General features: G+C 59.9%; 10 protein-coding genes and 1 tRNA gene. 4 read left to right on the top strand and 7 right to left on the bottom strand.

The annotated features are described in order from the left end of the window. Positions 1 to 16: 16 nt before the first annotated feature. Positions 17 to 97, top strand: a tRNA-Leu gene (locus ACH2EH_RS12055). Positions 98 to 137: 40 nt separating this feature from the next. On the opposite strand, the gene ACH2EH_RS12050 is transcribed toward ACH2EH_RS12055, so the two are convergent. The 7 genes from ACH2EH_RS12050 to ACH2EH_RS12020 all read right to left on the bottom strand — a co-directional run bounded on the left by ACH2EH_RS12050 (position 138) and on the right by ACH2EH_RS12020 (position 7,488). Next, positions 138 to 2,804 (bottom strand): M16 family metallopeptidase, encoded by a 2,667-nt coding sequence (locus ACH2EH_RS12050; protein ID WP_395141987.1) that lies wholly within the window; start codon positions 2,802 to 2,804, stop codon positions 138 to 140. Positions 2,805 to 2,883: 79 nt separating this feature from the next. Further along, positions 2,884 to 4,992, bottom strand: a complete 2,109-nt coding sequence (locus tag ACH2EH_RS12045) for a bifunctional rhamnulose-1-phosphate aldolase/short-chain dehydrogenase (protein WP_395141985.1) — start codon at positions 4,990 to 4,992, stop codon at positions 2,884 to 2,886. Positions 4,993 to 5,060: 68 nt separating this feature from the next. Then, complete coding sequence (locus ACH2EH_RS12040) at positions 5,061 to 5,192, bottom strand: hypothetical protein (protein WP_395141983.1); 132 nt, start codon at positions 5,190 to 5,192, stop codon at positions 5,061 to 5,063. Between the two features lie 95 nt (positions 5,193 to 5,287). Further along, entirely contained in the window at positions 5,288 to 5,704 is a 417-nt protein-coding gene (locus ACH2EH_RS12035) for a globin (protein WP_395141981.1), read from the bottom strand. Positions 5,705 to 5,846: 142 nt separating this feature from the next. Beyond that, entirely contained in the window at positions 5,847 to 6,134 is a 288-nt protein-coding gene (locus ACH2EH_RS12030; protein WP_395094939.1) for a helix-turn-helix domain-containing protein, read from the bottom strand. Then, positions 6,124 to 6,483 (bottom strand): type II toxin-antitoxin system RelE/ParE family toxin, encoded by a 360-nt coding sequence (locus ACH2EH_RS12025; RefSeq protein WP_395141980.1) that lies wholly within the window; start codon positions 6,481 to 6,483, stop codon positions 6,124 to 6,126. Before ACH2EH_RS12025 ends, ACH2EH_RS12030 begins: the two co-directional genes overlap by 11 nt. Positions 6,484 to 6,591: 108 nt before the next feature. Next, on the bottom strand, positions 6,592 to 7,488 hold the full coding sequence (locus ACH2EH_RS12020) for a sugar phosphate isomerase/epimerase family protein (RefSeq protein ID WP_395141978.1): 897 nt from the start codon (positions 7,486 to 7,488) through the stop codon (positions 6,592 to 6,594). A 96-nt stretch (positions 7,489 to 7,584) separates the two neighbouring features. Here ACH2EH_RS12020 and ACH2EH_RS12015 point away from each other — a divergent pair, with 96 nt between their 5' ends. The 3 genes from ACH2EH_RS12015 to ACH2EH_RS12005 form a co-directional block, all read left to right on the top strand. Continuing rightward, complete coding sequence (locus tag ACH2EH_RS12015; protein ID WP_395141976.1) at positions 7,585 to 8,952, top strand: DUF1501 domain-containing protein; 1,368 nt, start codon at positions 7,585 to 7,587, stop codon at positions 8,950 to 8,952. Positions 8,953 to 9,106: 154 nt separating this feature from the next. After that, positions 9,107 to 12,031 (top strand): DUF1553 domain-containing protein, encoded by a 2,925-nt coding sequence (locus ACH2EH_RS12010; protein ID WP_395141975.1) that lies wholly within the window; start codon positions 9,107 to 9,109, stop codon positions 12,029 to 12,031. Continuing rightward, on the top strand, positions 12,028 to 13,347 hold a 1,320-nt coding region (locus ACH2EH_RS12005; RefSeq protein WP_395141973.1), incomplete at its 3' end, for a c-type cytochrome domain-containing protein. The genes ACH2EH_RS12010 and ACH2EH_RS12005, both read left to right, overlap by 4 nt.

The raw sequence follows: 13,347 nt of genomic DNA, 5'->3' as shown, positions 1-13,347 counted from the left end.
GTCTCGCTAGTTTCCTGCCCAGGTGGTGAAATGGTAGACACGCCAGTTTCAGGTACTGGTGCCGCAAGGTGTGGGGGTTCGAGTCCCCCCTTGGGCATAAAAAGCCCGGCCTCCTCAAGGCCGGGCTTTTTTGTTGCTCACCCACCCCACTTTTTCCAGACGGTCACGGGGCCGAAGGCTTTCTGAAGTGCGGGGAGAAACTGCTTAGCATCTCCCACAATGACGAATCGCGCTTGATCGGGGGCGAGGGCTTGTGCCGCGAAAGTGCGCACTTGCGCCTCCGTGAGCGTGGGGATCGCGGCCAGGAGGCTGCCGAACTCACTCAGGGGCAGACCGAGGCTGAGGTGGCTGGAGAGCGCCCCGGCGAGGCCACTACCGGTCTCCATCGCGCGGGTGGCGGGGCCCAGCAGTGTGGACTTACGCGCCACAAGCTCAGAGTCGTCAATCGGAACCGTGGCGAGGGTCTTGAGCGCGTCGAGAAAGAGTGTCGCCACTTCTGCCGCCGACTCGTTCTTAGTCTGGCAGGAGAGCTGGAAGAGCCCGGCGTAGCGCCGCGCTCCGAGCCCGCTGCCCGCGCCGTAGGAGAGCCCCCGCTCGATGCGCACCGCTCGGTTCACTCTTGAGGAGTATCCCCCGCCTAAAATCGCATTGGCGACCTCACCTACCGCATAGCGTACATCGTCGCGGCGCAGGCTGGGAAGCGCGAGAAGCACGGCGGCCTGGCCTGCATCGGGCTTGTCGAGCACCACCACTTTGGGCACACTCTGGAAGGCAACTTTAGGGATCGGAAGCGGGAGCACACGCGCTTGCCAGCCCCCAAAGTGCTTCTGCGCCAGGGCAAGCGCCGCTGCTGCCGTCAGATCACCCGTGACGATCAGTGTTGCACGACTTGGGGTGAAGACCCGCTGCCAGTACGTATGGATATCGGTACGTGTCAGTTTTGCCAGAGTGCTTGGCAAGCCTCCCAGACGACTGCCGTAGCCACTCTGCCCAAAAAACAAGCGCTGCGCAATCCCCCGCGCCAGAGTCGAGGGCTCCTCCAGCGCCTGCGTTACATCGTCTATTGCCTCGGCTCGGGCACGGGCAACCTCCACGCTTGCAAACGCAGGCTTCTGCACGACCTCGGCCAGAAGCGAGAGCGCCGCCAGCGCATTGCCCTGCGGAACCGTGATCCCCACCGAGAGGCTATCCCAGTCTGCCGAGGCCCCCAGTGAGCCGCCCAGCGACTCCGCCTGGGCCGCAATCTGTGAGGCACTCTTGCCCGTGCTCGTCCCCCGCGTGAGTAGCGTCGCCGTCAGAGTCGCCAAGCCCGCCTTGGGAACTCCCACAACTGCTCCACCGCCCGGAACGACGAGATCCAGTGTCACTAAGCCCGATCCAGGCCGCGCGGCATGCACCACACGGAGGCCATTTGCCAGCGTCCGATCCGTAAAGCTCGGCAGGCGTACCGGACGTGGACTCGCGGGTACCGGCGCTTGCTCTTCGGGAGGAGCTGCCGTCTCTTTCGGAACTGTTTTCTTGGGCGAGATCGGAACCGGAGGCGCTTGCCCCGTGGTGTAGCGAATCAAAAGTGAGTTGGCTTCGGTCAGGTAGAGCTTCGCCACGCGCTGAATGTCTGCCGCCGTGACAGCAAGTAGCGCCACAAGGCGAGTGTTGACTTTCTCCGCCCCCCCGAGCAAGACCTCCGCGTTGCCTAGCGCTCCTGAAATCCCCTCGGCGGTCTCTTTTTGATTCAGCACACCCACCAGAAGCTGTGTTCGAACCCGTGACAGCTCCGCCGCGCTGACAGGCTGCCGTTTAGTCTTCTCCAGCTCCGCCAGAGTCGCTTTGAGCAAGGCATCTAGGCTCTTGCCGCCCGCCGTGACGCACTTCACTGTGAACATTCCCGCATCCGTGCGCAGATCGGCGCCGGTGCTGGCATCGGAGGCGAGCTGCTGTTTGTAGATCAGGCTCTGGTGAAAACGCGCCGCCTCACCGCCGGAAAGAATGGAGTCGAGAATCTGGAGTGCCGGGGCATCTTTGTGTCGCTGGTCGGGGACTAAATAACTAAGGGCAAAGGCGGGCAGGGGCACACTGGGGCCGTGGATGTCCAGCCGCCGCGCCGCTTTTCGGGCGGGTTCTTTCACACTCACACGCGGAATCGCGCTCTCGGGGCGGGTGATTTTCCCAAAGTAGCGCTCCACCCAGGCATCACACTGCGCCGGGTCAAAGTCGCCCGCGACCACTAAGACGGCGTTGTCGGGCCGGTAAAAAGTGGTGTGAAAGGCGCGGACATCCTCCAGAGTGGCCGCGTCCAGCTCCGCGATATTTCCGATCACGGGCCGCTTGTAGGGATGCGCCGCCCATGAGCGCCCCTCCAGCGCGTCGTCCAGCCGACCGTACGGATCGGCAAGCACACCCTGCCGGTACTCCTCTTTAACCACATCGCGCTCGGAGAAGAAGTTACTCTCGTCCACCTGCAAGCTCGCCATCCGGTCGGCCTCTGCCCAGAGAAGGCGCTCTAAGTGATTGGAAGGCACGACTTCGTGGTAGACCGTCACATCCGGCGTCGTGTAGGCATTGTTCTCCCCGCCGACATCCTCGGTAAATCTATCGAGCTGCTCATCGGGCATATTACGGCTTCTCTTGAACATCAGGTGCTCAAAGAGATGCGCAAACCCGGACTTGCCCACGGGGTCGTCTTTAGCCCCCACTTTGTACCAGACCTGAATGGCCACGGTCGGGCTTTTATGGCTCTCATGGGTCAGAACCACTAAGCCGTTGGCCAGCACACGGCGACGATAGCCAATGGGGGAGGGAAGCATAGGTGAAGTTTACCTGAAACGCTCAGGCTTCTGAAGCCCTCGGCGAACCAACAACATGTCCCGATCCACCAATCGCCCCCTACCGCAGAAACGCCTCAGTCAAGCCCGCATCTATGGGAAGCGACTGGCCCGTGGTCAGCGGTAGGCGGCTTGGCGAGGCGAGCAGAAACACGGCCTCGGCGACGGCCTCGGGGGTGACGCGTTTTTTGAGGAGTGTGCGCTGGGCATAGAACCCGGCGAGTTTTTCGCGGAGTGCCTCAGTTTCCTCGCTCTCCTCGAAGGCGATCCCGTACTTGGCAAGCGAGGTCAGAACCCGGTCGCGGGGAAACTGATGGCTCCCGGAGACCACCGACGCGGGGGAGACGCCATTCACGCGAATCCCGCTGGGGCCACCGACGACGGCGAGTTCCCGCACGAGATGATTGAGCGCAGCCTTGCTGGCATCGTAGGCAAAGCTGCCCTGCTTGGCGACCACGCCATTAGCCGACGAGATCAGCACCACTTGCCCGCCCCTTGCCTGCTCGCGCATCACTTGCATCGCTTCGTCGGCGGCGAGGTAGCTGCCCAGCGTGTTGACATCGAACGTGGTGCGCCACTGCGCCTCAGTAACGCGACCTGTGTCGTCGGGCGAGAAGATCACGGCGGCAACGGCGACGAGCGTGTCAATTCCTCCATAAGCCAGCACCGCCGCGTCCATCGCCGCCCGCACGGAAGCTCTGTCGGTGATATTGCACTCCACAGCCACCGCCTGCTCGCCATGCGCCGCCGCCGTCTCCTGCGCCAGCGCGAGATTGATGTCCGCACAGACAACACAGGCTCCGTCTTTGACCAACCGATTCACCACCGCTCGCCCGATCCCACTGCCGGTTCCCACCACCACTGCCACCTGCCGCGCCAGCTCTTTCTCTGGCGGCATGCGCCTAAGCTTCGCTTCTTCCAGCAGCCAGTACTCGATCCCAAACGCCTCGCGCGGCGTGAGAGAGACGTAGTTTTCCGTACCAGGCCCCATGCTCGTCGCGCCTGCCATCACATGAATGGCGTTGGTGTAGAACTCGCCGGTGATCCGCGCCTCGGGCTTGTTCTTGCCAAAGCTGAGCATCCCAACTCCCGGAATCAGCACCACACTCGGCTCGGCGCTTCTGAGAGCGGGCGAGTCGGGCTCTTTATTGGCTTCGTAGTAGGCGGTGTAGTCCGCGCGGTAGCCGGGGAGCGCGGCCATAACTACGCTCCTCAAGTCTTCTACCGTGCCCTCTTTGGCATCCCAGCTCACAAACAGCGGCTTGACTTTCGTGCGCACAAAGTGATCCGGGCAGCTCGTGCCTTTCTCCGCTAGCACCGCCGCATCGGCAGAGTTTACAAAGCGCAGTACAGCATCGGAGTCCGAGAAGTGGGCAAGATTATGGCCCCGAAGTATGGGTAGGACAAAGCGTGCTAGCGCACGCCGATCCGTGCGTGTCTGTGTGACTTGCCCGCCAAAGAGTGTTGCCTCGTTGATATGCTTCAGCACAAACTGCCCAATCAGATCTAGCACCCGCAGCGTATTGAGATAGCTAGCTTTAGCATCGTCGCCCCAAGTGAAGATCCCGTGCGAGCCTAAAATAATCCCATCACAATCAGGGTTCTGCGCCATGGCTTTCTCCAGCCACAAGCCCAGCTCGAAGCCGGGGCGCTTCCAGGGAAGCCAGACCAGATGCAGGCCCGTCTCGGCGCGGAGTTTTTCGAGCAGCTCGGGGCCGTTGGCGGACGCGGCGAGCGCAATCGCCCAGTCCGGGTGCAGATGGTCCACGTGGCGAAACGGCAAGAATGCATGGAGCGGCGTGTCAATCGAAGCCGCACGCGGATTGGTTCCAAAAACACACAGCGGATAGATATCCACGATCTCGTCTTCAAAGGCATTGCCCCGGTAGCGCTTCTTCAGCGCCTCCAATTTGTCCTGGTAGAGCGTTGCGAAGCCGTCGCGCTTGATGGTGCCCAGGTCGCCCCCGGAGCCTTTCACCCAGAGAACCGTCGCCATTTCTCCCGTCACCGGGTCGGGCATCGGGATTTTCGCGCTGGTGTTTCCCCCGCCAAAATTAGTGAGGCGTGGGTCGGAGCCCAGTAAGTTGGAGCGGTAGCGCAGTAGCTCGGGCTCGTCTAGTGTTGCTGCAAAAGAGTCGTCCCAGAGATTGGTGAGAAGTGTCAGAGTCATGGAGGCATTCTACCTAAAAAAGCAAAAACGCCCCCCACGCACGTAGCGCAAGGGGCGTTTGAGAGAGATCACTTCTTCGTCGGGGTAGTTGCGGTCTGTCGAGCAGCGTCGGCAGCATCACGCTTTTGCTTCTCTACATCTACCTTGCCTTGCTTCTGCCCGGCCTTCTTGTTGACCGACTTAGGGGATTTATCGCCCATAGGATTCACCTGGAACCTTTCGCCCACCGGCCACCTTTGGCATTCGAGGGGACGGCTCAGTATATCCCCAATCGTAAAGTATCCGTTCTAAATTATCAGCCGGTGTCGGAGTTCTGGAGAAAGTGCGCCACTTCGATAAAGTACGCCCTCAGTGCAGATGTCACGGGAGCAACGGCGGGGGTCGCCACAAGCGCGGCCTCCATGTGCTTCAGCCAGGCATCCCGCGCTGCAGGGCCAATTTTAAAGGGCTGGTGGCGCATTCGTAGCCGAGGATGACCGCGCTTGTGGGCATAGAGAGCGGGGCCGCCGAAGTACTGGATTAAAAATAAAGCCAGGTTTTCACGCTCCTCTTTCAGATCGCTCTGTGCCGGGTACATCGGTCGCAGGAGCGCATCCTCGGCGACACCGTCGTAGAACGCATCTACCAGCGCCGCGAAGGCTTCCGGCGCACCGCCATCTGTCCCGCCTAGCTTCTCCCAAGCACTCTGGTTCTCTATCAGCTCCTGCGCCATCTTGCCGCTATTGTACCGGGTCAGCTGGGCAAGTTAGAGCCGACGGTACTTTTTTTCGGACGCCGTCTACCAGCAAGTCTTTAGATACCGCAGGCTCTCACGGGCGATGGTTGGCATTAGGAAGCGGAATTTCTGGGTAGCGTTACGCTTCCACGAGTTCCACCCTCAACCGCTTCCCCAGCACCCGAGCAGCCCGATCCAATGTTTGCAGAGTCACGGATCTATTTTGCGGGTCAAGTAAGCGATCCAAGGCAGGGCGGCTTGTGTGCATCTGCTCCGCCATCTTGGTTTTACTCAAGCGGCGCAGGGTCATTTCTTGTCGGATTTGGAAAGCAATCACCCGTTTAGTGGCAATAGCCGCCGCCTCATCAAGCAGTCCCTCATTCGCAAGGAATTCATCAAAATCACTACCGATATATTTATTTTTCATCTTCGTCTTGTTTGAATTTCGAGAGCCTTTGACGGGCTACCCTTAGATCGTTTGCAGGTGTCTTTTGAGATTTTTTGACGAAACCATGTAGCAAGACCATGCTACTGTCAACTATAGTGAACAGAACACGAGCGATACCATTAGGCACATCACAACGTATCTCCCAGAGATCAGTCTCAATTTTCCGAATCAGTGGCATTCCAAGCGGCCACCCGAACTGTACCGTCTTAATATCTGCGCCGATAGCTTTTCGTGCCGCAACATCTAATCCTATGAGCCACTCACGAACCGGCTCATTACTCTGTTCAGTTCGAAAAAACTGAACAGTTAGAATAATTTCTGATTTCATACCGCCGTATCCTTTTTGGTTTACTTCTAGCCCCTGCAATAAAATTAATCTAATATAAGAATTTTCTAATTTGCAATGAGCTAGTTTTCACGATGGAGGAAATTCCCCTCACAAACCAATCTTGATCGTACCATTTTTGGAACATACTTGCAAGTCTTTTTCTTTACTGCCCCAGCACTCCCGCAGATACCGCAGGCTCTCACGCGCGATAGTCTCTGGATCGGGGCTGTAGTCGAAGACCTCGGTCGAGACATAGCCAGAGAAACTCGTCTCTTTCAGTGCGGCGGCGAGAGGCTTGAAGTCAATGTCGCCAAAGCCCGGCCCGCGCCGGTTGGCGTCGTTGGCGTGGACATGCACAGTGCGTGCGCCAAACTCGCGACAGAGCGCGGCGGGTGCGTCTAAACCCTCTGAGCACATACTTTTTACGTCCAGCATCATCCGAATCGCCGGGTGGTTCACCGCCTCAACCATCTTCCAGGCATCGGCCTGTGTGAGCAAAAAATCAGCCTCGGGGCCGGGAAGCGCCTCCGGGCAGAGCACCGCGTTACAAGCCGTTAGACTCTCCGTGAGGGCGGCGAGCGTCTCCGCCATGCGCTGCCACGCCCCGGCTTCGTCGCCGTTCTCGATGGTGCGAGCCTTGGGGGAACCCAGAACCAGCACAGGAGCGCCGACATCACCCGCAAAATCAACCAGCGCCTTGAGATAGTCCAGCGTTTTCTGGCGCAGCACGGAGTCCGTCGTGTGCAAGTGTAGCCCCGGCGGCGAGACTAAAAGCCAGTGCAGCCCGACAATCTCAAGGCCACTGTCGGCGGCAATGCGCTTGATCTCGGCTCTCTGGCTCGCCGAGACAGTGCGTATATCAGGAGCAAACGTAAAGGGAGCCAGCTCGACACCATCGTAGCCCGTTTTAGCAAGAAAAGCACAGATGTGCGCCCAGCTCCATGGGTCAGGAGCGTTGAGGGGAGCGAAGGTCTCATTGCAGATCGCAAACTTCTGAGCAGCCATACCGATTTTATACCAGTGATTTTTATTCGGGGCTATTGAAACTCGGAGTAAACAAGCTTAAAATCAACCAGTAGCGCGGCAGCGTGGAGGATACCAATGGGACGGCGAAGTTTTCTGGGAATCGGCGGAGCGGGCTTGGGCCAGGTAAAGCCAGGAGCACGGGCCAAGCAAGTGCTCGTGATCTTCGAGCAGGGCGGTGTCTCGCACATAGACACCTGGGATCCCAAGCCCGATGCCCCCACCGAGCACTGTAGTCCCTTCAAAACAATAAAAACCAAGGCCGACGGGGTCTATGTCACGGAGCTTCTGGCACACACTGCGAAGCTGATGGACAAGCTCGCCATTGTTCGGTGCATGACGCAGCCAACTCCCGGGATCGGGAACTCGCACCCCAAGGGCTCGCAGTATATCTACTCTGGGGAAGCGCCCGGCGGCCCGGTGGAGATGCCCGATATCGGCTCGATTGTGGCGCAGCGCCTTGGCACCAAAGCCCCGTATCTCCCCTCGCATATTCTCCTGCCCGGCACCGACGAGCAAGCGGATGCGTCGCGCATTGGGTTCATGCCGCCAGGCTACACCGCGTTTAAAACCGGCGGCAGCCCCGCCGACCCAAAATGGCAGGTGCCAAATCTAGGGCTCCTGGCCGGGATTGATGAGCGGCGCTTTAAAGACCGGCAGAACTTACTCTCGGCCCTGGATGTCGGCTATGTGCACGGCAGTGCCCCCAAAGATATTGAGGCGATGCAAGCGCTCATGCACCAGGCCACCGATATGCTCACCAACCCACTGACCCGGAAAGCCTTTGATCTGGGCAACGAACCTGCAAAAGTGCGCGAGCGCTACGGCAGCGGGCACCGGGGGCAGTGCTATTTATTGGGCCGAAAGCTGATCGAGGCGGGCGTTCGCTACGTGACCGTGGATGTCCGCGAGCCAATGAACTCCTATGTCAATGGCAGTCAGGTGCGCTACGACGGGGGCAGCAATATGAACTGGGATCACCACGATGGAATCTACTCCAAAACCCACACCAATAATATTCCTGGTGGTGGCGCGGGCGCGGGGCGCTGGGGAATCCATACCTGGCCGATGATGGGCTCGACCGACCAAGCGTTCTCGGCCTTGATTGAGGATCTAGACCAGCGTGGCCTACTCGCCGAGACGCTGGTCTGCTTCGTCACCGAGTTCGGGCGCACGCCGCGCATCAACGAGCGCCAGGGCCGCGACCACTGGACCCACGCCTTTAGCTTCGCCTTCGCCGGAGCGGGCGTTCCCGGCGGCACTGTCATCGGCTCCACGGACCGCGACGGGGGCTTTATCACCAGCCCCATGGCCTACACGCTGGAAGACTACGCCGCCACGATCTACGAAAAGCTTGGCATTGATCGCCACAAGCCAATCTACACCCCCCAAGGCCGCCCCGTTCCCATCGCCGCCAAGGGCAAGCCCATCCCGGAGCTATTTTGAACCCACCCGGCTACTCGCAGAACCCACCCGGGTACTCGCACGGCTCGCATCCACCCTCCCTTTTGCAAAGGAGGGTTTAGGAGTAAAAATGAGAACTGAATCGCCACATGAAATCAATACCAAACCCTCCCCGCCCCTCCTTCGTAGAGGGAGGGTGCCGAAGCGAGGAACGAGCGAAGGCGGGTGGGTTCTGGCGGGTTTAGCCATGCTCCCCACTCTTGCCCACGCGCAAGAGCGCATCGTTGTCACGCCGCCGTCGGTGAGCCTTTCGAGTGCGCGGGATGCGCGGCAAGTGGTGGTGACGGGCTTCTTTGGCGGTACGGCGCGCGACCTGACGGAGAAGGCCACACTAACTACAGGGAATCCTAAAGTGGCGCGGCTAGTCGGGCTGTCTAAGATTGCTGTTGTGGGTGATGGCAAGACGAATATCACCGTGAGCGTGGCGGGCAAGCGTTTTGTCATTCCTGTCACCGTGAGCGGCGCGAAGAAGCCCGATCCGGTGCGCTTTGCGTTTGAAGCGGTTCCGATTCTGACCAAGCAAGGCTGTGCGAGCGGCTCGTGTCATGGTTCACCGCACGGCAAAGGCGGGTTCTCGCTCTCACTGTTTGGCTACGAGCCCAAGATTGACCGGATCGCACTGACGCGTGATGGCTTCAGCCGCCGGGTGAACACGCTGGAGCCCGCCGAGAGCTTGATTCTCAAGAAGCCGACACTCGCGATTCCCCATGTCGGGGGCAAGCGGCTCCGGGTCGGGGATGCGCGGTACACGACCCTGAATCAGTGGATTGCGGAGGGCGCGGAAGTGGGGATTCCTCAGGCCAGTGTGATCAAGATCGAAGTGACGCCAGGCGGACGGCGCGTGCTGGAAGCCCCCTATAAGAACCAGCAGCTCAGCGTGATCGCGGAGTTTACCGATGGTACCCAGCGCGATGTGACGGCACTGGCGACCTACGAAACATCGCACCCGAGCGTCGCCAGCGTCGATGCCGACGGTAAGATCACAGGCAAGAGTCGGGGCTTTGCCGCCGTGTCGGTGCGCTACTTAGATAAAGTCCAGGCGCTAGACTTGACCGTGGTTGAGCCGCGAAAAGCCTTTGCCTGGAAGCCGCAGCCCGAGAACAATCCGATTGATGCGCTCGTCAATGCACGCCTCCAGCAGCTCCAGTGCCTACCTGCGAGAACCTGCTCGGATACAGAGTTTCTGCGCCGCGTCTCGCTGGATCTGACCGGGCTGCTGCCAAGCATTACTCTCACTCGCGCGTTTCTCGCCGATAAAGTGCCGGGTAAGCGCGGCAAGCTCATTGACGGCCTGCTCGCCTCTGAGGAGTTCGCACGCTTCTGGGCGCTGAAAAAAGCGGACTTGATGCGCGTCTCACCACGGCACTTAACGCCAGAGCAGGCGGGGCGCTTCTCCCGCTGGCTGGTAGATGCCACACGAGAGAACCTCCCCTACGACAAGCTCGCCAATGCGATTCTGACGGCCACCGGAAGCACCGAGCAGTCGCCCGCGGCGAGTTATTTCCTCGCCATCCCGACCCCTGAGGAGCGCACCGAGCTCACGGCGCAGGTGTTTCTAGGCTCGCGGATTGAGTGCGCCAAGTGCCATAATCACCCGTTTGAGAACTGGACAATGCGCGATTACTACAAGATCGCTGCTGTTTTTGCACGCACGGAGGCGAAGAAGAACAAGATCACGCTGGCGACAACGGGCGAGGTGAAGCACCCCACGACAGGCGAGAATATGGAGCCCTGGGCGAAAACAAGCTCCCCGACAGAAGACCGCCGCACGGCGTTCGCAAGCTGGCTGACCACGCCACAGAACCCGTTTTTTGCCCGCGTCGAGGCCAATCGCATCTGGGCGGAGCTAACAGGGCGGGGCATCGTTGAGCCCGTGGATGATTTTCGCTCGTCGAACCCGCCGAGCAACCCGCAGCTTCTCGACTGGCTCACTCAAGAGTTCGTCAAATCTGGCTTCGACCGCAAAAAACTGATTCGCCTGATCTGCCAGAGCCAGACCTACCAGCGCGTGGCCGTTGCCCCCAGCGCCGCCGATGAGACACTGTTCTCCCACGCCAAAGTGCGGCTCTTAACGGCGGAGCAGCTCCAAGATGCCATCGGGGCCACAACCGGCACGCTCGCTCTGGCAAGCTCTTTGCCTGGTCAGCTTGCTGCCCTAGGCATGCAGCTTGTTCAGCAAGACGCCGCGCTAGAGACCGAGTATCCAAGCTGGCTCGCCACACATACCGAGCGCGTGAAGACACTGCCTCTCTGGCAAAGCACCTGGCAAGACTCCGGCATGCCACGGACAGAGATTCACGAGGGCCTGGAGTACCACTTTGAGGAAACCGAGCGCCAGACACGTGCACTCACTCGGACGATCCACTCCGACACGGCGCGGACTGTTTCTGTGCGGCTTAAAATCAGCGATCAGGGTAAGCTCGAACTCAACGGAAAAGCCATCGGCGGCAATCTTAAAAAAGACTCTCCGATCACTCTGGAGCTCATTCCCGGCGAGAATAAAATCACCCTGAGGCTCACTGGCGATAATCTCTTCTTCTCCTGGAAGCTCAACGAGAGCACCGGTGATCTCTCCAGCCCGCTGATCGAGGCGCTTCGGTCGGGCGACGCGGTGCCGATTCATGCGTTCTATCTTGCCGGCGACTCCAAGCGCACGGAGCTACTTCGGCAAATATCAGTGCTTGAGGATCGGGTTGCCTACGCCACGCAGCGCCCGTGGCCGGAGCAGACTGCGTTTACGAAAACCTTTGGTCAGCCCGCGCGGGAGACAGCCTGCACCTGCGAGCGCCGCCAGACCCCGACACTTCTGCAAGCGCTGGAGCTGCTCAATGGCAAGACATCCTACGAGAGTGTCGCGAGGGGGGCCGCGCGCTACGCCAATCTTACAGACGCGCAGCTTATTGAGGATCTCTATCTCATAGCTCTGAGCCGCTTTCCTAGTGAAAGAGAGCGCACTATCGCCAGCGCATTTCTCAAGCGCCCCGAACAAAACAGAGCCGCTGCCGTGACGGACTTACTCTGGACAGTGGTCAATACACAGGAGTTTCTGTTTCAAAAATGAAAAACGTTTTTCGCCCCGATAAACCGGGGCGTCTTATTGTCGCTACGCGACACCAAGGGCGTGCCGCCCATACGGAGTTTATTTGGTATGGCCCGAAGTGGCCTTCGTGTCCGAGGCACGAGGACAATAAGACGCCCTGGTTCATCGGGGCGAGTACAATCGGGGCGATTCTTATGGGAATTATCCTCGCCCTCCCGGCGCTTGCCCATGCCCAACCCGTGAGCTTCTCCAAAGAGATCGCCCCGATTATCCAGCGACGCTGCGTCGGCTGCCACGGCGAGCGCACGAATCTGGGCGAGTGGCGGGCGCACACCTTCGCCGCGCTTCTCAAACCCGGCGCGTCGGGCAGAGCGATGATCGTGCCTGGAAAGCCCGAGGCGTCCGAGCTGTACCGGCGCATTCTCACCAAAGACGAAGACACACGCATGCCCAAATCAGACGATGCTTTGGATGCCCGGCAGCTCTCTTTGGTGAAGCGCTGGATCACGGAAGGCGCGAAGTTCGACGGCGCAACTAAGACAGCGTCGCTGAAAACGCTTCTCGGGCCACGGATGCACCCAGCAGCTCCGACGGCGTATAGAGCGCCGGTGCCCGTGCTCGCGCTAGCTTTTATGCCGGGCGGAAAAATACTCGCCGTTGGGGGCTACAATGAAGTGACACTCTGGGATGTAGAAACGGGCAAGCTACTGCGCCGCATCGGGGGCTTGCCGCAGCGCATCCAGAGCCTGCAAGTTAGCCGCGAGGGTAAGACACTCTTAGTGGGCGGCGGGATTCCAGGAGAGTACGGTGAAGTGGCGCTCGTCGAGCTGGCAACGGGCAAGCGACGAGTCTTAGATACATTCGGGGATTTGGTGCTCACGGCGCGCTTCAACGCCGATGAAACGCGTGTCGCGGCGGGCGGTGCGGAGGCGAGTGTGCGCTGCTACTCCATTAAAGACGGCGAGCGGCTCTGGAGCATGAGTGTGCATGCGGACTGGGTGACCTCGGTGGCGTTTAGCGGCGATAGCAAGTTCGTCGCCTCCGCCAGCCGGGACCACACCGTAAAAGTCTACGAAGCCGACGGGACGCTCTACACGACCTACAGTGGGCACAACCGGCAGATTGGGCAGTACAAAGGCCAAGCTCCGGTCTACGGAGTGAGCTTCGTGGGCGACACGGCGCTCTCGGTAGGCGGGAGCAAGTGGGTGCAGCAGTGGGAGCCCGAGAAAGCTAAGGCCGAGTCCGGCGATGCGGGCGATATGGAGGAGCGCTTTTTCAAGCAAGGCCATGCGCGCTTTTTGGCCCATAACTGCGAAAAAGAACTCTACCAGCTTTGC

Source organism: Armatimonas sp. (assembly GCF_043760365.1).
In the GTDB taxonomy this organism is placed as follows: Bacteria; Armatimonadota; Armatimonadia; order Armatimonadales; family Armatimonadaceae; genus Armatimonas.
The sequence above is the reverse complement of the archived record's forward strand: the minus strand, read 5'-3'. Positions and strand labels throughout refer to the sequence as shown.

Bases quoted from the DNA above. Each gene is read 5' to 3' on its own strand.
- ACH2EH_RS12050 (WP_395141987.1), bottom strand. From the start codon at position 2,804: ATGCTTCCCTCCCCCATTGGCTATCGTCGCCGTGTGCTGGCCAACGGC.
- ACH2EH_RS12045 (WP_395141985.1), bottom strand. From the start codon at position 4,992: ATGACTCTGACACTTCTCACCAATCTCTGGGACGACTCTTTTGCAGCA.
- ACH2EH_RS12040 (WP_395141983.1), bottom strand. From the start codon at position 5,192: ATGGGCGATAAATCCCCTAAGTCGGTCAACAAGAAGGCCGGGCAGAAG.
- ACH2EH_RS12035 (WP_395141981.1), bottom strand. From the start codon at position 5,704: ATGGCGCAGGAGCTGATAGAGAACCAGAGTGCTTGGGAGAAGCTAGGC.
- ACH2EH_RS12030 (WP_395094939.1), bottom strand. From the start codon at position 6,134: ATGAAAAATAAATATATCGGTAGTGATTTTGATGAATTCCTTGCGAAT.
- ACH2EH_RS12025 (WP_395141980.1), bottom strand. From the start codon at position 6,483: ATGAAATCAGAAATTATTCTAACTGTTCAGTTTTTTCGAACTGAACAG.
- ACH2EH_RS12020 (WP_395141978.1), bottom strand. From the start codon at position 7,488: ATGGCTGCTCAGAAGTTTGCGATCTGCAATGAGACCTTCGCTCCCCTC.
- ACH2EH_RS12015 (WP_395141976.1), top strand. From the start codon at position 7,585: ATGGGACGGCGAAGTTTTCTGGGAATCGGCGGAGCGGGCTTGGGCCAG.